This window comes from Furfurilactobacillus cerevisiae (assembly GCF_048961765.1).
GTDB classification, from domain to species: Bacteria; Bacillota; Bacilli; order Lactobacillales; family Lactobacillaceae; genus Furfurilactobacillus; species Furfurilactobacillus milii_A.
Window position 1 is genome coordinate 1,331,921 of the sequence record NZ_CP185253.1, and the last position, 20,176, is coordinate 1,352,096.

General features: G+C 42.4%; 14 protein-coding genes and 2 pseudogenes. 14 read left to right on the top strand and 2 right to left on the bottom strand.

The annotated features are described in order from the left end of the window. The first annotated feature begins 89 nt into the window (after window positions 1–89). Window positions 90–1,424 carry a UDP-N-acetylmuramate--L-alanine ligase gene (gene murC / locus ABUE36_RS06345; protein ID WP_017261682.1) on the top strand — a complete coding sequence of 445 codons (1,335 nt, stop codon included), beginning with the start codon at window positions 90–92 and terminating at the stop codon, window positions 1,422–1,424. 83 nt (window positions 1,425–1,507) lie between these two features. On the opposite strand, the gene ABUE36_RS06350 is transcribed toward murC, so the two are convergent. Next, the gene (locus tag ABUE36_RS06350; RefSeq protein ID WP_421017407.1) at window positions 1,508–2,704 is read right to left on the bottom strand and encodes a multidrug effflux MFS transporter; all 1,197 of its coding nucleotides are present in this window, start codon (window positions 2,702–2,704) and stop codon (window positions 1,508–1,510) included. A 233-nt stretch (window positions 2,705–2,937) separates the two neighbouring features. On the opposite strand from ABUE36_RS06350, the gene ABUE36_RS06355 reads away from it, so the two are divergent. The 13 genes and pseudogenes from ABUE36_RS06355 to ABUE36_RS06415 all read left to right on the top strand — a co-directional run bounded on the left by ABUE36_RS06355 (window position 2,938) and on the right by ABUE36_RS06415 (window position 19,078). Then, on the top strand, window positions 2,938–3,657 hold the full coding sequence (locus ABUE36_RS06355) for a Bax inhibitor-1 family protein (protein WP_421017408.1): 720 nt from the start codon (window positions 2,938–2,940) through the stop codon (window positions 3,655–3,657). Window positions 3,658–3,966: 309 nt separating this feature from the next. Next, window positions 3,967–6,669 carry a DNA polymerase I gene (gene polA, locus ABUE36_RS06360; protein WP_421017409.1) on the top strand — a complete coding sequence of 901 codons (2,703 nt, stop codon included), beginning with the start codon at window positions 3,967–3,969 and terminating at the stop codon, window positions 6,667–6,669. A gap of 42 nt (window positions 6,670–6,711) precedes the next feature. Next, window positions 6,712–7,596 carry a DNA-formamidopyrimidine glycosylase gene (gene mutM / locus ABUE36_RS06365; RefSeq protein WP_421017472.1) on the top strand — a complete coding sequence of 295 codons (885 nt, stop codon included), beginning with the start codon at window positions 6,712–6,714 and terminating at the stop codon, window positions 7,594–7,596. Then, entirely contained in the window at window positions 7,593–8,198 is a 606-nt protein-coding gene (coaE, locus tag ABUE36_RS06370) for a dephospho-CoA kinase (RefSeq protein WP_421017410.1), read from the top strand. Before mutM ends, coaE begins: the two co-directional genes overlap by 4 nt. A 37-nt stretch (window positions 8,199–8,235) precedes the next feature. Further along, window positions 8,236–8,709, top strand: coding sequence for a transcriptional regulator NrdR (nrdR, locus tag ABUE36_RS06375; RefSeq protein ID WP_017261688.1), 474 nt, complete (start codon window positions 8,236–8,238; stop codon window positions 8,707–8,709). Between the two features lie 29 nt (window positions 8,710–8,738). Then, window positions 8,739–10,109 carry a DnaD domain protein gene (locus ABUE36_RS06380; protein WP_421017411.1) on the top strand — a complete coding sequence of 457 codons (1,371 nt, stop codon included), beginning with the start codon at window positions 8,739–8,741 and terminating at the stop codon, window positions 10,107–10,109. Between the two features lie 2 nt (window positions 10,110–10,111). Then, the gene (gene dnaI / locus ABUE36_RS06385; protein ID WP_421017412.1) at window positions 10,112–11,047 is read left to right on the top strand and encodes a primosomal protein DnaI; all 936 of its coding nucleotides are present in this window, start codon (window positions 10,112–10,114) and stop codon (window positions 11,045–11,047) included. 475 nt (window positions 11,048–11,522) lie between these two features. Further along, window positions 11,523–12,509 (top strand): annotated as a pseudogene (locus tag ABUE36_RS06390) (NCS2 family permease); the annotation flags it as partial. A gap of 100 nt (window positions 12,510–12,609) precedes the next feature. After that, window positions 12,610–13,539 carry an IS30-like element ISLpl1 family transposase gene (locus ABUE36_RS06395; protein WP_421016461.1) on the top strand — a complete coding sequence of 310 codons (930 nt, stop codon included), beginning with the start codon at window positions 12,610–12,612 and terminating at the stop codon, window positions 13,537–13,539. A gap of 14 nt (window positions 13,540–13,553) precedes the next feature. Beyond that, window positions 13,554–13,859: pseudogene (locus ABUE36_RS06400) on the top strand (NCS2 family permease); the annotation flags it as partial. Between the two features lie 375 nt (window positions 13,860–14,234). Continuing rightward, on the top strand, window positions 14,235–16,184 hold the full coding sequence (gene thrS, locus ABUE36_RS06405) for a threonine--tRNA ligase (protein WP_421017413.1): 1,950 nt from the start codon (window positions 14,235–14,237) through the stop codon (window positions 16,182–16,184). A gap of 179 nt (window positions 16,185–16,363) precedes the next feature. Beyond that, window positions 16,364–17,293 carry an IS30-like element ISLpl1 family transposase gene (locus ABUE36_RS06410; RefSeq protein WP_096109805.1) on the top strand — a complete coding sequence of 310 codons (930 nt, stop codon included), beginning with the start codon at window positions 16,364–16,366 and terminating at the stop codon, window positions 17,291–17,293. Window positions 17,294–17,587: 294 nt separating this feature from the next. Continuing rightward, on the top strand, window positions 17,588–19,078 hold the full coding sequence (locus ABUE36_RS06415) for an ABC transporter transmembrane domain-containing protein (protein WP_421017414.1): 1,491 nt from the start codon (window positions 17,588–17,590) through the stop codon (window positions 19,076–19,078). On the opposite strand, the gene ABUE36_RS06420 is transcribed toward ABUE36_RS06415, so the two are convergent. Then, on the bottom strand, window positions 19,075–20,004 hold the full coding sequence (locus tag ABUE36_RS06420; protein ID WP_096109805.1) for an IS30-like element ISLpl1 family transposase: 930 nt from the start codon (window positions 20,002–20,004) through the stop codon (window positions 19,075–19,077). The two genes, ABUE36_RS06415 and ABUE36_RS06420, sit on opposite strands and share 4 nt — an antisense overlap. Between the last annotated feature and the right edge of the window lie 172 nt (window positions 20,005–20,176).

Consider the following 20,176-nt stretch of genomic DNA (forward strand, 5'->3'; position numbering starts at 1 on the left):
AACCTTGATTGTTAACGATTAATGTTGTTACATTAGATTTGTTCATTACAAAATATAGATAGTTTGTAATATTAAGGAGCCCATTATTCATGGATAACACAGACACAACTTATTACTTTGTTGGTATTAAAGGGTCAGGAATGGCCTCGTTGGCATTAATCTTACATGATCGTGGGGACCGTGTTGAAGGCTCTGACATTGAGCAGTACACCTTTACACAACGACCTTTGGAACAGGCTGGCATTAAGATTTATGGATTTAATCCAGACAATTTGCATGCCGGTTTAACCGTTATCGCGGGGAATGCTTTCCCTGATACGCATCCGGAAATTGTTCGTGCCAAAGAATTGGGATTGACAGTGGTTCGTTATCACGAATTTTTAGGCCAATTGATGAAGGGTTACACAAGTATTGGGATTGCCGGAGCACACGGTAAGACCAGCACAACTGGTTTACTTTCACATGTTTTGAGTGGTATTGCACCAACCAGTTATTTGATTGGTGATGGTACAGGTAAAGGCACGCCTAACTCACGTTTCTTTGTCTTTGAAGCTGATGAATACCGTCGTCATTTCTTGGCTTATCACCCAGATTATGCCATCATGACGAATATTGACTTTGATCACCCAGATTATTACAAGGGCATCGACGATGTTTACAGTGCTTTTGAAACATTTGCTGGTCAAGTCGGTAAGGCAATCTTCGCATGGGGTGATGATCCTGAATTGCGCAAGCTTACGGCTAAAGTCCCAGTTTATTACTACGGGGTTAACGATACAGATGACATTCAGGCTCGTAATGTTAAACGCACTACGAAGGGTTCAAACTTTGATGTTTATATCCATGATGAATTCATCGGAAACTTTGAAATTCAGTTGTTTGGTGAACACAATGTGCTGAACAGTTTGGCCGTTATCGCTGTCGCTCATTTTGAAAAAGTGGACATGGACGATTTACGTAAGGAATTGCTTTCTTTCCAGGGTGTCAAACGGCGTTTCTCAGAACGTAAAGTTGCCGATATGACAATCATCGATGATTACGCTCATCATCCGTCAGAAATCAAGGCAACAATCGATGCTGCCCGTCAAAAGTATCCTGATAAGGAATTAATTGCTGTCTTCCAGCCGCATACGTTTACGCGGACAATCGCGTTGATGGATGATTTTGCCAAGAGCCTTAATTTGGCAGATAAAGTTTACCTGACGAATATTTTTGGTTCTGCCCGTGAAAAGACTGGGGATGTCTCCAGTGCTGATTTGGGAGCCAAAATTACCAAGGGCGGCGAAGTGCTGACGTTGAATAATATGTCGCCTTTACTGGACTATCATGACGCTGTGGCCATCTTTATGGGGGCTGGTGACGTTCAGAAGTATGAACGTGAGTATGAAACGCTTCTGAGTAACACGAGCTTGAATAATGGTTAATGTTGATTAAAGACGATTCTTAAACATAAAAATACCGTCGCGAAGTTAAATTCGTAACGGTATTTTTGTTTGTCCATGTCTTTTTATAGATCCTTGTTGCTAGTTGTTGAGTGACTAAAGTGTAGCAAAATCAATCCTAATGCTTCAAAAATTGAGATAAGAATAATCATTGGATAGGCAGTGTTGGAGCCAAATAAACCAACTAACGGCGAGGCTACACCACCGACTAATTGAGACAGAGTACCTAAGATTGCTGAGGCTGTGCCAATGTTTTTAGTTGTGCTTTCCATGGCAATAGCAGTGGTGATAGTGCTATTGAAACCAACTGATGAAACGACAAACCACAAAGCGAATGCAAACAGCCAGAGCTGATTAATTGTTAATGCATTGATGACTAGGATGGCACACCCGATTAGAGGGACTAGGAAGCCAACTTGGGCAATTTGGTGCTCGTTGAGGAATTCAGAAACACGGCCGACAATTTTACTTCCCAATGCGATTCCTAGACCATTAATAGCGTAGATAATACTGAAAGCGGTTGTGCTTAGATGATAATCTTGTTGAAAAATAAACGAAGAATCCGCAATGTATGTAAACAAGGCACCGTACACAAGTGCTAACAGACTTGCATTGAGCATAAAACGTCCGTTTGAAAAGACGCTCTTGAAATCGAGCTTTTCAACAGGCCCGCCGATGCTGGTAGCTGTCTCTGGCAGATCGAAGGCACTGGCGATGACAAGCAAAATGCCAACAATTGTTAATGTCACAAACACTGATTCCCACGGGAAGAAACTTACTAGAACAGCTCCTAAAATGGGGGCGATAACTGGGAAAATTCCGTTAATGGACATTAATGTGGCGTAAAAAGTCGTTAATCGGTGCCCAGAGAAAAGATCTCTGGCTACTGCCCGCGATAACACCTGACCAGCAGCACCAGCAAGGCCTTGAATAACGCGAAGAACTAGAAAGACCACAATATTATGGACAAAGATAAGTGCCGCCGACGTGAGTGTGAAGACAACCAGCCCAATCAATAAGGGGTTTCGCCGCCCAACGCGATCACTCCACGGGCCAATAATTAACTGACCAACAGCCATTCCAATGAGGCAGGCACTGATACTCGCTTGAATAGCGGCCGAACTGGTGTGAAAACTAGCCTGCAGTTGGGGCAATGCAGGCAGATACATATCTAGGGATAGTGGGCCAAACGCAGATAGCGTGCCCAATAAAAGTGTTAAGAACAGACTGGGTTTTACCGTCTGTTGTTTTTCGACTGGCATAATGGCTCCTTACACTAAATAGTTTATAAAACAAGGTAGACATAATTTTAAGCGTCTTGTGGTCAAAAAACTAGAGGGGATGGACAGTTATCTATAAGGAATTCTAAAGTTGCACATTGCACAGGTAAAACGCTTGCGTGTTTGGGTAAATCTGTTAGAATACATCTTGAACATGAATTAGTCAGTATTTGTCAAACGACAATTAGTTAATTAATAAGAAATGAGGGATTTTTGTGAATAACAATGAATATCAACAACCTCGCCGAGAGGTGAACTCACAGGCTTCTGGTTTATCAGCCTTCATGAGTAAAGTCTTCGGTTACATGGGTGGAGCGGTGCTGATTTCCGCAATCGTTGCCGTGCTTGCCGGCGTTGTTTTCCAACAGCAATACTTTAGTTTTATTGCTGCTAACCGCTGGTTCCCAATCGTTCTAGTGGTGGCTGAATTTGGACTCGTAATTGGCACTAGCTTTAAGGCCAACCGGAGTGCAGCAGCAGGGTTGACAATGTTGTTTGGATTTGCGGCGATCAACGGGTTGATGCTGTCCAGCATTTTCCTTCAATATGCGAGCGCGACAATCTTCTCCGCGTTCTTTGCATCAGCTGCTATCTTTGGTGGAATGGCCTTTTATGGCTCAACGACACACCGCGATTTGACTAAGATCGGGACGCAAGCGACGTTTGCACTGATTGGGATTATTATCGTTAGTTTGATTAATATCTTCTTACGGTCATCCTTTATCAGTTTCATCTTTAGTTTTGTTATCGTGGCTGTCTTTGTTGTTTTGACTGCTTGGGATACACAACGGATGCGTAAAATTTACGAACAGTATGGCAATCAAATTTCGTTAAGTGGCCTAGCCGTTCAGGGTGCATTCCAGTTGTACCTAGACTTCATCAACATTTTCATTTACATCCTGCAGATTTTTGGCTACGGTAGCAACCGCAACTAATTAAACCTGAATGACTAAAATCATGCTATGAGCAGGGCTTTAATATTTGTGAATAAAATGCTCGAATAAATCGTAACTAGAAACCGTGTTGACATTGTTGTCGGCACGGCTTTTTGTTTGTCAGAGTTTCTTGAACAAGTGGAATTTTTTCCACAAGGGGTGCGACTACGCCAGCAAAGTCAAAATCAGTCGATAATTATCAGCATCGAGCTCACTTAAACATTCAATTACGCTTCTGCTTCAAATTGGTGTGAGGGCTCTTAATTTGTTAAAATGGAATCATTAAAATCAAAGAAAGCGACGGCCTTTATGAGCGAACAATTAACGTTATCAACAAAGAAAAAACTATTACTGATTGACGGCAACAGTGTGGCCTTTCGTGCCTTCTTTGCACTGCACCAACAATTGGACCGATTTACTAACCATGATGGCTTACATACGAACGCCATTTACGCGTTCAAAACGATGTTGGATAAAGTAGTTAAGGCAGTTCAACCAGATAAGGCATTAGTGGCATTTGACGCGGGTAAAACAACTTTTAGAACGGGTAAATTTTCTGACTACAAAGGTGGCCGATCTAAAACACCTGAAGAATTATCAGAGCAAATGCCTTACTTACGGGATCTTTTGACCGGTTATGGCATCAAGAGTTATGAACTCAAGGATTGGGAGGCCGACGACATTATCGGCACCATGGCCCGTGAAGGCGAAGCAGCCGGATATCAAGTGATCATCGTAACTGGGGACCGTGATCTGACTCAGTTAGCAACAGATCAAACAACGGTGGCAATCACGCAAAAAGGTGTTAGTGAAATCGAATATTACACACCTGCTCACGTTCAGGATAAGTACGGTTTAGAACCCAAACAAATTATTGATATGAAGGGGCTCACAGGTGACACTTCCGATAATTATCCGGGTGTTACCAAAGTTGGTGAGAAGACGGCGATTAAGTTACTGACGCAGTTTGATTCCGTTGAGGGTGTCTACGAGCATCTAGATGATATTAAACAGAGCAAGATGAAAGATCACTTGATTGAGGATCATGATCAGGCCTTGATGAGCAAAGATTTGGCGACGATTCGCACCAATGCGCCGTTGGCAATTCATTTGGATGATATCGATTATAACGGTCCTGATATTGACAAATTGATTGCCTTCTATCAACAGATGGACTTTAACAATTTCCTGAAACAGTTGCAGAATGCCGGTCTTTCTTTGGATTTAGGCGACGATGAAACCAGCACAGCTTTAGATACTGTCAGTTGGACTGAATTAACCAAAGATAATCTAAACTTGGTTGACAATTTTACTGATGAAGTTAGTTTTATTTTGGAAATGCCTGATGAAAATTATCATCTCAGCGCATTTGCTGGTTTTGTGATGACTGATGGCAAACAAACATTGGTTAGTCGAGAAGTCGATCTGCTTCAATCTGCACAGATTAAGAAATTGATGGAAAATGGCAATATTGAAAAGAACGTCTTTAATGCTAAAGCTCAGTATGTAGGTCTACACCGTCTCGGAGTCAAACTTGTTGGTGTTGATTTCGATTTGTTACTCGTCTCTTACTTGCTGGATACGAATGATAATTCAAATGATTTAGGTAGCTTGGCACAACAACATGGTTACGACCAGGTTGAAACAGATGAAGCCGTTTACGGCAAAGGTGCCAAACGGGCGATTCCTGACGATGATGAACAATTCTTCGACCATTTGTCGCGGAAGGCATTGGCCATTCAAAATCTCCATGAAGAGCTGTTTAAAGAACTCGATCAAAATGAGCAGCGTGATTTATACGTCAACATTGAATTGCCGCTAACGTTTGTACTGGCGGACATGGAAATTGCCGGTGTTTATGTAGATACTGACCAATTGACCAATATGCGAGAAAAGTTCAAAGAACAATTGTCATCGCTGAAGCAGACCATTTACAACGAAGCTGGAGAAGAGTTTAACATCAATTCGACCAAGCAATTGGGCCAAATTTTGTTTGAAAAAATGAAGTTGCCAGTGATCAAAAAGACTAAGACGGGTTATTCAACTTCAGTTGATGTCTTAGAACAACTGGCTTCTCAAGCGCCAATTGTGGAAAATATCTTGGCTTACCGTGGCTTGTCTAAGCTGCAGTCGACCTATATTGAGGGACTGTTAAAAGTCGTCCACAGTCATGATCACAAGGTGCACACGCGCTATTTACAAACTTTGACGCAGACAGGTCGCTTATCTTCAGTTGACCCGAATTTACAAAACATTCCGATTCAAACCCAGCAAGGACGTGAAATTCGGAAGGCGTTTGTGCCAAGTCATGATGGTTGGGAAATCTTTTCTTCAGACTATTCACAAGTTGAATTGCGTGTGTTGGCTCACATTACAGGGGATGCAAACTTGCAAGAAGCCTTCCGGGAAGACGAAGATATTCATGCGGCAACAGCTCGCCGAATTTTTGGATTGACTTCTAACGATGAGGTGACGCCGTTAATGCGGCGGCAGGCCAAGGCAACAAACTTTGGGATTGTTTACGGAATTAGTGATTATGGATTATCACAAAATCTGGGAATTTCCCGTCCTCAGGCAAAACAATTTATTGATACTTATTTCCGCGAATATCCAGATGTTAAAAAATATACAGAAGACGTTGTTGAACAGGCAAAGAAGCAGGGCTACGTGGAGACAATCACGCATCGCCGCCGGTATTTGCCTGATATCAATGCGAAGAGCTTTAACCGCCGTTCATTTGCAGCACGGACAGCGATGAATACGCCAATTCAGGGATCAGCAGCGGATATTATTAAGATTGCTATGATTCAAATGCAGAAGGCATTAACTGATCACGATTTAAAGGCTACTATGTTGCTGCAGATTCATGATGAGCTGGTCTTTGAAGCACCCAAGGAAGAGATTCCGATTCTTGAAAAATTAGTTCCAAGCATTATGGATTCAGCTGTTAGTTTGGACATTCCGTTAAAAGTTGAGAGTGCTCACGGTTCTACTTGGTATGATGCGAAATAACGATTTATCGTAAGCTTGAATTTCAAAATGGAGGCATGAATGATGCCAGAATTACCTGAGGTTGAAACGGTTCGTCGTGGGCTAACGCGGATGGTTGTTGGAAAAACGATTACTGGAATTGACGTTTATTACCCGAAGATGGTGTTAAACGGTGCCGACGCTTTTGTGACGCTGTTGACCGGGCGGACAGTTACCCGAGTCGATCGGCGTGGCAAGTATTTGTTGTTCCGCTTCGATGGCGGGCTGACGATGGTTTCTCATTTGCGAATGGAAGGCAAATACTTTGGGGCACCGGCCGACACGCCAAGGGATAAACACACCCATGTTGTTTTTCATTTAAGTGATGGTCAGTTATTGTGTTACAACGATACACGTAAATTTGGGCGCATGGTTGTGATTCATACTGGTGATGAAGACACGGTCGGTGGGCTAAAAACGTTGGGGCCAGAGCCCACACCGGAAACCTTAAGCGTGGCGTATTTAGTTGCTAAAATGGCAAAGAGTCGTAAAGCAATCAAGACTTGGCTGCTGGATCAAAGCAACATTGCAGGGTTGGGCAACATTTACTGTGATGAAGTGCTGTGGCTCAGTAAAATTCATCCGGAACAACCGGCAAATACAGTGACCACTGCGCAAATCAAACGATTACGGTTAAGTATTTTTGATGAATTGCAATTGGCAATCGAACATCACGGTACGACAGTGTTCACGTACAGTGCGTTTGGACATGCGGGAGAATTCCAAAATGAACTTCATGCATATGGTCACGGCGGTGAACCTTGCGAACGGTGTGGCACCACAATGGTGAAAATTAAAGTTGGTGAGCGGGGCACCACTTTTTGTCCCAAAGAACAAAAATTACGTGTTGTGAAGATAGCTGCTTCCAAGGCACGTTCTGCAGCAGCGACTAAGGAGACTTCTAAGTGACAACGGTAATTGGACTAACTGGCGGCATCGCCAGTGGCAAATCGACAGTTTCTAAGATGTTTGCAACGGCAGGCATTCCAATTATTGATGCGGATAAAATCGCTCACGAGGTGGTGGCGCCTAATACGACCGCCTTGGCAGATATCGTTAGTACATTTGGCGATACGGTTTTGACAGCAACGGGTCAGTTAGATCGTCATAAATTAGGCAACCTAGTCTTTAATGATGACGACAAGTTAGCTGAACTTAATGCAATTGTTCAACCCGTTATCCGAAAAGTAATTCGGTCGCGAATTGATCGTTCTAGGAATCGAAACACGCCCGTTGTTGTCTTGGATGCGCCATTGCTCCTAGAACAACATTATGAAAAGGACGTTGACCTGATTGTGGTGGTCAGTGTCCCACTTAAGATTCAACAAGCTCGGTTGATGGCACGTGATAACCTGTCGTTAGCAGAGGCGAATGAACGAATTGAAAGTCAATTATCCTTGGCTAACAAAGTTGCCAAGGCAGATGTGGTCATCGATAATTCCCAACAACTTGAAGAGACCCGTCTACAAGTGGTAAACTTGCTTGACAAAGTCCGTCAGACTGCGGATTAAAACGATTTAGTATTGATTAAAGGAGCACAGACAGGCTATGCAATGTCCACGGTGTCACCATAACGATACCCGCGTTGTTGATAGTCGTCCGACCGCAGAGGGTCAGGCGATTCGTCGACGACGCGAGTGCGAAAAATGTGGTTTTCGATTTACAACGTTTGAACGGGTTGAAGTAGCCCCATTATTGGTCATTAAAAAAGATGGCACCCGTGAAGAGTTTAGTCGCGAGAAGATTCTTCGCGGAATTATTCGCTCTGCAGAAAAACGACCGGTTACCATGCAGCAAATGAATACCGTAGTTGATAAAGTCGAGTCAAAGGTCCGCGCATTGGGCGAAAACGAAATTTCTAGTCAACTGATTGGTGAGTACGTTATGAACGAGTTGGCTGATGTTGATGAGATTGCATATATTCGATTTGCCAGCGTCTATCGTCAGTTTAAGGACATGAGTGTCTTTTTGGATGAAATGAAAGAAATGGTTGAGCGGGACAAGCGCTCGGATAAACGTTAATTGCTGAATACAAGAAGGGAGTGTCAGTCATGAATGTTGCACCAACTTTAACACCGCGGTCAGGATTTGTGGTTACACTGCCACCTCGTGATGAACAGCATCTGTTGAGTTGGCAAACGTTGTACGCACCGATATTGGGTGTTACTGCGTTTGGCTTATATACAGGGTTGACTACGTTTGCTAGCCAGCACCCCCAGTTGTCTAATCGTCGTCAACACAGTGAGCTGTTGACCTGGTTGCGATTGGATTTGGATCATTTTCTGTCTGCCCGTAAGCGATTGGAAGCGGCCGGCTTATTGGATAGTTTTTACCAGCAAGACGCACTAGGGGATGTTTACGCTTATCAACTGCAGTCGCCACTTTCGGCGACTGCGTTTTTTGCTGATGATTTACTCAGTGTCTTGCTTTTACAATCTGTTGGTCAAACACGGTATGATGAACTGTTGGCAAAATTTGAACAGAAAACGGTTAACGTAAGTCAGATGAAAAATGTATCAGCTAATTTTTTATCCGTATTTCATATGAGTGATGCTCAATTGACTAACCGACCAGCGCAGTTGTCGGTTCAGTCCGATAATCATCGCATCGAGCGTGAGTCTAGTTTGGTTCAGGTTGACTTCAAACTGCTAAGCGATTATTTAAAACGAGAGTACGTTGAGTTGGATTCGGTAATGAATCAACGTGATTTAATTGCTACCGAAGCGACAATGTATGGGTTAAATGAGCGAAGCTTAGCCAACTTCATTGTTCAGGCGACGAGCGTGACAACAAATCAGTTTGATGCTAACCGTTTCAAACAAGTCGTTGCTGCTCAATTTCAAACGACTCAGGCTGTGGACAATCCTGTGAATTCAAACGATCCTGATGCCCAGGAACAACCGGTGACAACAACCGGTGATAATCAGGATCAGGCACAAATTAAGGCATTGGTGGTGGCCGTTAAGGCATATGCGCCAGCTGATTTTTTGGCCAGTTTAAAGACTGAAAAGAATCAGTATGTTAGTGATGGTGAACAACGCGTTTTGGCTAAATTCATGGATCGACACTTGTTTGCGCCAAGCGTTGTGAATATGCTAATTTACTATCTCATTAGTGATCGGGATAAAAACGTTCTTTATCTTAATGATGTTGATCGAGTCGCCAATGACTGGGCCAAGGCTAAGGTGCAGACGCCAGAGCAAGCAATTGATCACATGCGAAACTACAAGGAAGAACAGGAATCGCAACGAATTCAACGTCAAAATGGGCGAGCTCCTAAGTCTCGAGAACAATTGACGGATTGGAACGCTCAGTCACAGACACCAACTTCAGAAGTGGCTGCTTCTGAAGATGACGCTAATGAAATTCAAAAATTACGGCAACGTTTAAATCAGGCTAAAAAGAATCAGGAGGATCAATAATCATGCAGGACTTAGGAAAATCAATGCGCGATTTACTTAATCGTCAGAATCTGAACTCTGATTACCAACGGCTGATTGCAAATGCGATTAATGATCCCGATGTACAAACATTTATTAAGGATCATCAAGATGAGTTGGCAGATGATGTGCTGGAACGAAACGGGTCCAAATTGTACGAGTATGTGAGCCAGCGTGATAAATTACGTGCCGGTCACCAAGTTTTTGCACCTGGTTACGAACCGAAATTAGTGGTCAGTGATCATTATGTGGAAGTGACCTACGAACCCACGGAAGACACGCTACTTGCCCAAAAACGATCAATACTTAAGAAGCGCGTTCACGCAGTCTCCATGCCGAAAATGATTGAACAAGCGTCGTTTGGTGATTACAACGTGGACGGTGAAGAGGAGCAGCGTGCTAAAGCCTTGCGGCAAGCGATGCAATTTGTAGCTGACTATTCACAAAAGCCACATGAATTCCATCAAGGTCTGTACTTTTACGGCAATTTTGGAGTCGGTAAAACATTTTTGCTCGGTGCTATTGCCAATGAACTCGCTACATTGGGATATCAGTCAACGTTAGTTCACTTTCCCAGTTTTGCTGTGGAAATGAAAAATTCGATTGGTAAAAATAATGTTGCCGAAAAGGTTGATGCTATTAAACAGGCACCAATCTTGATGATTGATGATATTGGCGCGGATTCGATGAGCTCATGGGTTCGCGACGAAGTGTTAGGCGTTGTTTTAGAGTATCGAATGCAAGAGGAATTGCCCACTTTCTTCAGTTCAAACTTTTCTATGCAACAGTTGTCAGATCAGCATTTATCAATTAATCAGCGTGGTGAAAAAGAAGAAGTTAAGGCTGCGCGGTTAATGCAGCGCATTCGTTTCCTAAGCCACGAAGTCGTGATTCAGGGACCAAACCGTCGGCCGCAATAAATATTTTAAGAGTAGCTGTGACATAAGTCCGACTTGAAAACGGGCACTAACATAAAACTGACCTATTCCTGAACTTTGGGAATGGGTCAGTTTTGGGTTAAGCGGAATTCTAAGGACTTTGGAGCGCGATATGGCTCACATTATTCGTTCCAAATAAACTTATGTCACAGCTTTTTTTGTTTGCAACAATCATAAATAACGGTTAAAAGAGGTTCACTTTAGGAATTTGGCGCGATTTCAACTCAAAATCATAAGAAAGTTCAGCTTTTAATGGAATTCATGCTACATTTTGCAGATAAAGTTCGACTTTAAATAAAATATGTTCGTGTTTTACATTTAATAATAAAAATGATACGATATTACTCGTTCTTCAATGAACCATATCCGAACAATCACTAACGGCCGTTACGTGAATTTTAGGAATAATTATCTAAGGGAGCCTGTACTCGTGATTGAAAAATTGAATCATTATTTTATGTTGGATGAATTGCACACGACTGTTCCTCGAGAAATGCTGGCAGGATTCACAACTTTTATTTCAATGGCATACATCATGTTTGTGAACCCGAGCGTTTTAGGAGCCGCGGGTGTGGATAAAGGGGCCGTGTTTATGGCAACGGCATTGGCTAGTGCCATCGGCTGTATTCTGATGGGAGTTCTAGCACGTTACCCAATTGCGACCGCTCCGGCACTGGGCATTAATGCATTTTTTGCTTACTCAGTTGTTATCGGAATGAAAGTTCCATGGCAGACGGCAATGGCTGGAGTGTTTGTAGCTTCGCTGATTTTCCTGGTAATCACAATCTTTAAGCTTCGTGAAATGATTATTAATGCGATTCCATCGGATTTAAAGTATGCGATTTCGAGTGGTATTGGTCTGTTTATTGCTTTTATTGGGCTACACGATGGTGGCTTGATTGCCGCCAACAAATCAACTGTGGTGGGTTTAGGATCATTTTCAACAGCGACAACTTGGCTAACGATTTTTGGCCTCATCCTAACGTCGATTTTAATGGTCATGCGTGTCCCTGGTGGTATTTTTATCGGGATGGCGGCCACTGCAATTGTTGGACTCATAACGAAACTGATTCCGATGCCACATCAGTTGGTTGCTGGTGCGCCGAGTTTAGCACCAACATTTGGCGTTGGCATTAAGCATATTGGTGATATTAATTCCGTTCAAATGTGGGTGGTTGTGTTGACATTCCTGTTAGTAACCTTCTTTGATACGGCGGGTACGTTGGTGGGGCTTGCCCAGCAGGCGGGCTTTATGAAAAACAACGAAATGCCACGAGTTGGTAAAGCGTTGATGTCTGATTCTACAGCGATGCTGGCAGGTTCTGTGTTAGGTACATCACCGGTTGGTGCGTACGTTGAATCATCGGCTGGGATTGCTGTTGGTGGACGAAGTGGTCTAACTGCCATCACAACTGGTATTTTGTTTGTTCTTGGAATGTTCTTTTGGTAGATTGTAAAATTAATCCGAACGCTGTTCGGACAAAAAAGATCAGCTTCCTTTAAAATGGTGTTTACCACAAACCCATCTTTTAGGAGCTGATCTTTTGTCTAGTATAACCTATTCCGAACGAATTAAAATCGAAACCTTTTGTGAACTAGGGCTGTCCAATATCCAAATGGGCGTTCGGCTGAACCGATCACCGTCAACAATTTCTTATGAATTATCTCGATGTCAACCTTATCAGGCTGAATTAGCACAAACAGATGCCGAATACAAGCGATCACGATGTGGTCGGAAAACTAAGCTGAGCGATGAGTTAAAGCAAAAAATTCTCAACCATTTACGTCTAAGCTGGTCACCAGGAATGATTGCTCACGAATTTAAACTAGCTACTAAATCTATTTATAATTGGCTAAATCAGGAGAGAATTGATTTCTCCTTGAATGATCTACCTGAACATGGCGTACGCCAACGGCGTAACGTTGACCAACGATCCAAATATAATCAATCTTTGGGGCGATCAATTGAACAGCGTCCCATGATGATTAATCAACGTAATCGCATCGGCGATTTTGAACTAGATACAGTCGTTGGTCCTCGTGGGCATAGTAAGGCAGTTTTATTAACTTTAATCGATCGAAAATCACGGTTCCTTTGGGCATACCGGTTAAAAGATCGGACGACAGTGACTGTTAATGAAGCACTAACTAAGTTCCTAACCACTTTTAATGGTCCGGTGCACAGCTTTACTGTGGACCGTGGCACTGAGTTTAGTGGGCTAGTATCACTTGAATCACAATATGGTATTAAGACCTATTACTGCCATGCTTATACGCCAGCTGAACGTGGTAGTAATGAACGCTTTAATCGGAATTTACGTTATTTTTATCCTAAAGGGACTCGTTTTGAACACATTAGTGCTCAAGATTTAACGACGACGTTACTCCAAATTAACCAGCGACCGCTTAAAATACTCGACTGGCAAACACCGTATCAGGTTATGCTGACAAATTTGTCCAAAAATTCGGATTAAATTTGCAATCTACCTTTTCTCCACTTCTGACGGTTGTGACTAGTCAGGTGACAGCGCCTGCACTTATTATTGTTGGCGTACTGATGGCGCAGTCGTTGGCACGAATCAATTGGACAAAGATGGAAATTGCGATTCCTTCGTTTTTAATTGTCTTGGGCATGCCATTGACGTACAGTATTTCAGACGGATTAGCGCTGGGTGTCATCACTTATCCAATTACAATGATTGCTGCCAAACGTGGTCGTGAAGTTCATCCGTTAATGTACGTTTTGTTCTTTGTCTTCATCGGCTTCATGGGCATCTTAAATGTCAATCATTAATTCTTATTGTTGATTTTTGTCAGTCATTTTATCGTCTAGTGATTGACAAGCGGTTATTTTGTGGTTTAATAAGTTCTGTAAACCAATCAGATATGATGTCAGTTAACAAACCTCTTAGAGAGCATCCGGTGGTGAAAGGGTGCAGGTGTTAAGTGGTGTTACCCCTGATTCAAGCGTTCGGTGATCAAGCTGGACCGATTGACCGCGTTATTGGTCACTAGAGGCAGTTATTGAGCGCGATATGCTCTAACTGTGAATTTTGGGTGGAACAACGTTAACGACGTCCCTGACCGCGACTGCGGTTAGGGACGTTTTTTTGTTTCATGTCATAAATAAGCAGAACTGCAAGGTGTAATTTCAAGGAGGAAAAGCAGAATGGCAGATATTAAGATTACGTTTCCAGACGGCGCTGTTAAGCCGTTTGCCAATGGCTCAACGACGGCAGATGTTGCTAAGTCAATCAGCATTAGCCTTGCTAAAAAGGCTGTAGCCGGAAAGCTTAACGGTGAGTTAGTTGATTACGAGGCACCGTTAACAGAAGATGGCAAGATCGAAATTGTCACGAAAGATACACCAGAAGGTTTGACTGTACTTCGCCACACTGCATCTCAAGTATTAGCTAACGCACTTCACCAGCTCTATCCAGAAATGCATTTTGGTCAGGGTGAGGCCAGTGATGACGGTTTTTCGTTTGATACGGACAATGCCGATCACCAAGTTAGTTCTGATGACTTGCCAGCCATTGAAGCTAAAATGAAGGAGATTGTGAAGGCCAATTTACCAATTTCCCGTGAAGTATTAGCTGAGGCTGATGCGCTTAAATTGGTTGATGGGGACCCTTACCAAACACAATTAGTTAAACAAGCGGCTGCTGTCAATGATGGTCAGGTTGCTGTTTACCGTCAGGGTGATTTCGTTGATTTAAGTGATGGTGTTCAAATGCCATCAACTGGTAACGTCAAGATCTTTAAGTTGCTATCTGTTGCCGGCGCGTACTGGGAAGGAAAGTCATCTAACCCAATGTTGCAACGGGTTTACGGAACGGCCTTCTTCAACCAAAAAGACATGGATGCTGACGATGTTCGCCGTAAGGAAGCTCGTGAACGTGATCACCGTGTGATTGGTAACGACTTGGATTTGTTCTTTGTTGATCCTAAAGTCGGTGCGGGTCTGCCATACTGGATGCCAAATGGTGCAACAATTCGTCGTACCATTGAACGTTACATTATTGACAAGGAAATTCAACATGGTTATGAACATGTTTACACACCAGTTCTCATGAACTTGGATGCTTATAAGACATCTGGTCACTGGGAACACTATCGTGAGGACATGTTCCCACCAATGGACATGGGTGATGGCGAAATGTTGGAACTGCGTCCAATGAACTGCCCAAGCCATATTCAAATTTACAAACATCACATTCGTTCTTATCGTGAATTACCATTGCGGATTGCCGAATTAGGCATGATGCACCGTTATGAAAAGTCCGGTGCGTTATCCGGTTTACAACGTGTCCGTGAAATGACATTGAACGATGGTCACACATTCGTTGCCCCTGATCAAATTCAGGATGAATTCAAACGTATTTTGAACTTAATGGTTGAAGTGTACGCAGACTTTGACATTAAGGATTACTCATTCCGTTTGAGCTACCGTGACCCTAAGAACACCGAAAAGTACTTTGCCAACGACGAAATGTGGGAAAAGGCTCAGAAGATGTTGAAGGGTGCCATGGATGATCTTGGCCTTGACTACGTTGAAGCTGAAGGCGAAGCAGCCTTTTATGGCCCTAAGTTGGATGTACAAACTAAGACAGCCTTGGGCAATGAAGAGACATTGTCTACCATCCAGTTGGACTTCATGTTGCCTGATCGTTTTGACCTTCATTATGTCGGTGCCGATGGTGAAGAACATCAACCTGTTATGATTCACCGCGGATTGGTTTCAACGATGGAACGTTTCACCGCCTACTTAACAGAAATGTACAAGGGTGCTTTCCCAACTTGGTTAGCTCCTCATCAGGTATCTATCATTCCAGTTAGTGAAGAACATCAAGGCGATTACGCTGAAAAGCTACGCAAACAATTAGCAGCTGCCGGTGTGCGCGTAACGGTCGATGCTCGTAATGAAAAGATGAACTTCAAGATTCGTGATGCCCAAAAGCATAAGATTCCTTACACGTTAGTTGTTGGTGATAAGGAAAAGCAAGACGACACTGTTTCTGTTCGTCGTTACGGTCATGATGAATCTACAAGTGAAGCAAGTAAGGACTTCCTGAGTGATGTTCTGAACGATATCGCTTCGTATTCTCGTGAAAATTAATTACAATTAAGTTTCAATAAGTGTCGCCATGTTAATCTGGCGGCGCTTATTTTTGTGATTTGAACATTTTATATTGTTTTAGTAGATTGTAAAATTAATCCGAACGCTGTTCGGACAAAAAAGATCAGCTTCCTTTAAAATGGTGTTTACAACAAACCCATCTTTTAGGAGCTGATCTTTTGTCTAGTATAACCTATTCCGAACGAATTAAAATCGAAACCTTTTGTGAACTAGGGCTGTCCAATATCCAAATGGGCGTTCGGCTGAACCGATCACCGTCAACAATTTCTTATGAATTATCTCGATGTCAACCTTATCAGGCTGAATTAGCACAAACAGATGCCGAATACAAGCGATCACGATGTGGTCGGAAAACTAAGCTGAGCGATGAGTTAAAGCAAACAATTCTCAACCATTTACATCTAAGCTGGTCACCAGGAATGATTGCTCACGAATTTAAACTAGCGACTAAATCTATTTATAATTGGCTAAATCAGGGGAGAATTGGTTTCTCCTTGAATGATCTACCTGAACATGGCGTACGCCAACGGCGTAACGTTGACCAACGATCCAAATATAATCAATCTTTGGGGCGATCGATTGAACAGCGTCCCATGATGATTAATCAACGTAATCGCATCGGTGATTTTGAACTAGATACCGTCGTTGGCCCTCGTGGGCATAGTAAGGCAGTTTTATTAACTTTAATCGATCGCAAATCACGGTTCCTTTGGGCATATCGGTTAAAGGACCGAACGACAGCGAGTGTTAATGAAGCACTGACTAAGTTCCTAACAACTTTTAATGGACCGGTGCACAGTTTTACTGTGGACCGTGGTACTGAGTTTAGTGGGCTAGTATCATTTGAATCACAATATGGTATTAAGACCTATTACTGTCATGCTTATACGCCAGCTGAACGTGGTAGTAATGAACGCTTTAATCGGAATTTACGTTATTTTTATCCTAAGGGGACTCGTTTTGAGCACATTAGTGCTCAAGATTTAACGACGACGTTACTCCAAATTAACCAGAGACCGCTTAAAATACTTGACTGGAAAACACCGTATCAGGTTATGCTGACCAATTTGTCCAAAAATTCGGATTAAATTTGCAATCTACCTTTTACCTATTGATTTGTAATATTCTAATACTATTCTAATATTTCGCTAAACAGATTGCATGCAAGACAGTCTGTCTAGCGAAGATACACATGTTAAGGAAGCGAAAGCCTAAATGTAAGTTTCTCCTGTAATAAATGGACAAAATTCGGTTGTGTGATGATGAATGGCCACAGAAACGAACGAATCTATAATTTAATTTTTTGACCATTTGACGCAGCTAAATTTCGCCATTTAATCTCTGAATGTATTCATAGATGATTTTTATAGGGAGAAATTGAAATGTGGCAAGTATTGGTTAAACCTCAAAAAAAGTTATTTAGTCTCTTTTTCTTGGTGACGATAATACATGCGATTGTGACAACGGCCTACACGTTAATTATTGCTTTTTTAACGGCTTATATGACGCGTAAAATCAATATGTCCTTTGGCCAGGTTGTGACGATCACTTTATTATGTACGGCGTTTATTGCATTAGTAAACGTAATTGGTGGTTATCTTAAGGGTAAGGTAACCAATGGTGCAATGTGTCATTTGAGATGGCAGATATTTGAACGGTTGATGTTAACGGTGGATTTTGGTGACCGGCGCAAGGTTGGCGAAAAAGTGGCACTGCTGACGAGTAAGTTAGATGTCGTTGAGCAGAGCTACGTCAATAATTTTCTGCTTGGTTTATCGTTAGTCATGCAGTTTGTTTTAGGCATATTGCTCGGTGTGATAGTGGATGTACGGCTGACATTGATTGTTATTAGTCTCGATGTTCCAGCAATATTATTACCACTTATAACACAGCGACAATTAAAACGTGCTAAACTGCCGGTGCTAAACAACCTAGATCGTTATACCAGTGCGATTACAAACTGGTTTTCTGGTTTAACAACAATTAAGAATTTTGGCCGTGAGCATGTCTTTATCAACATGCACGCGTCCATATCAACGGATGTAAAGGTTAGCGAGAATCACGATATTTTAGTGCGTAAGGTTGTCAGCGGTATTTCACAGTTTTGTGGAGATTTAGTTTACTTTGGTACTTGGGTCGTTGGTGGTTACTTTATTTTGAATCACAGTCTAACGTTAGCGGCGTTTATGACTTTTACGCAATTATCGGTGCAAATTTCATTTCCATTGGAAACGGCGGCAGATGTTTTTTCTGATTTTTTCGGTGGTCAACGGGCTTATCAACAACTACGTTTGGTTATTGAAGAGGTTCCTCAGAATAATGAAAGACCTGCTCAGTTGCCAGAGCGGAACGACGTGTTCATTGATTATGTTCACGCTACGATTGGCGGGGCAGATAAAGGTACAAGGCCACTACTAAAAGACGTTAACTTACAGATCAACCAATCAGATAAGGTCATCATTATTGGTGATAGTGGGTCTGGGAAATCCACATTAATCAACGCTCTGTTTGGCTACCAACCATTGTTGGCTGGTTCGATTTTTGTTGATGGTCGCTCACCAATCGTTGGTCGGTCCGCGGACATTGCTAAGATGATTGGCTATCAAAACCAGCAAACGTTCATTTTTGACGGTACAGTTAGAGATAATTTAACGATGTTTAGTGATCAATACACTGATCGAGAGCTTATCGATGCGTTAAACAGGGCTGAACTGCAAACGGTTGATGGACACGCTCACACTAATACTTGGTTGAGCATGATTCTTCATACTCAAGGTGGACCGTTGTCCGGCGGTGAAAGACAACGTATCGGCTTAGCTCGCAATTTATTAACGCACAAACGGTTTATGATTTTTGGTAGATTGCAAATTTAATCCGAATTTTTGGACAAATTGGTCAGCATAACCTGATACGGTGTTTTCCAGTCAAGTATTTTAAGCGGTCTCTGGTTAATTTGGAGTAACGTTGTCGTTAAATCTTGAGCACTAATGTGCTCAAAACGAGTCCCCTTAGGATAAAAATAACGTAAATTCCGATTAAAGCGTTCATTACTACCACGTTCAGCTGGCGTATAAGCATGACAGTAATAGGTCTTAATACCATATTGTGATTCAAATGATACTAGCCCACTAAACTCAGTACCACGGTCCACAGTAAAACTGTGCACCGGTCCATTAAAAGTTGTTAGGAACTTAGTCAGTGCTTCATTAACACTCGCTGTCGTTCGGTCCTTTAACCGATATGCCCAAAGGAACCGTGATTTGCGATCGATTAAAGTTAATAAAACTGCCTTACTATGCCCACGAGGGCCAACGACGGTATCTAGTTCAAAATCACCGATGCGATTACGTTGATTAATCATCATGGGACGCTGTTCAATCGATCGCCCCAAAGATTGATTATATTTGGATCGTTGGTCAACGTTACGCCGTTGGCGTACGCCATGTTCAGGTAGATCATTCAAGGAGAAACCAATTCTCCCCTGATTTAGCCAATTATAAATAGATTTAGTCGCTAGTTTAAATTCGTGAGCAATCATTCCTGGTGACCAGCTTAGATGTAAATGGTTGAGAATTGTTTGCTTTAACTCATCGCTCAGCTTAGTTTTCCGACCACATCGTGATCGCTTGTATTCGGCATCTGTTTGTGCTAATTCAGCCTGATAAGGTTGACATCGAGATAATTCATAAGAAATTGTTGACGGTGATCGGTTCAGCCGAACGCCCATTTGGATATTGGACAGCCCTAGTTCACAAAAGGTTTCGATTTTAATTCGTTCGGAATAGGTTATACTAGACAAAAGATCAGCTCCTAAAAGATGGGTTTGTTGTAAACACCATTTTAAAGGAAGCTGATCTTTTTTGTCCGAACAGCGTTCGGATTAATTTTACAATCTACTTTTGACGAATTGTCTAGTGGGCTAGATCATAAAACAGCTGAAACAATCGAGAAGCGTCTATTCAGGTTGAACA

Excerpts from the sequence above, each read along its gene's own strand:
- polA (WP_421017409.1), top strand. The coding sequence starts at position 3,967 with ATGAGCGAACAATTAACGTTATCAACAAAGAAAAAACTATTACTGATT.
- dnaI (WP_421017412.1), top strand. The coding sequence starts at position 10,112 with ATGCAGGACTTAGGAAAATCAATGCGCGATTTACTTAATCGTCAGAAT.
- thrS (WP_421017413.1), top strand. The coding sequence starts at position 14,235 with ATGGCAGATATTAAGATTACGTTTCCAGACGGCGCTGTTAAGCCGTTT.
- ABUE36_RS06380 (WP_421017411.1), top strand. The coding sequence starts at position 8,739 with ATGAATGTTGCACCAACTTTAACACCGCGGTCAGGATTTGTGGTTACA.
- murC (WP_017261682.1), top strand. The coding sequence starts at position 90 with ATGGATAACACAGACACAACTTATTACTTTGTTGGTATTAAAGGGTCA.
- ABUE36_RS06415 (WP_421017414.1), top strand. The coding sequence starts at position 17,588 with ATGTGGCAAGTATTGGTTAAACCTCAAAAAAAGTTATTTAGTCTCTTT.
- ABUE36_RS06350 (WP_421017407.1), bottom strand. The coding sequence starts at position 2,704 with ATGCCAGTCGAAAAACAACAGACGGTAAAACCCAGTCTGTTCTTAACA.
- nrdR (WP_017261688.1), top strand. The coding sequence starts at position 8,236 with ATGCAATGTCCACGGTGTCACCATAACGATACCCGCGTTGTTGATAGT.
- mutM (WP_421017472.1), top strand. The coding sequence starts at position 6,712 with ATGCCAGAATTACCTGAGGTTGAAACGGTTCGTCGTGGGCTAACGCGG.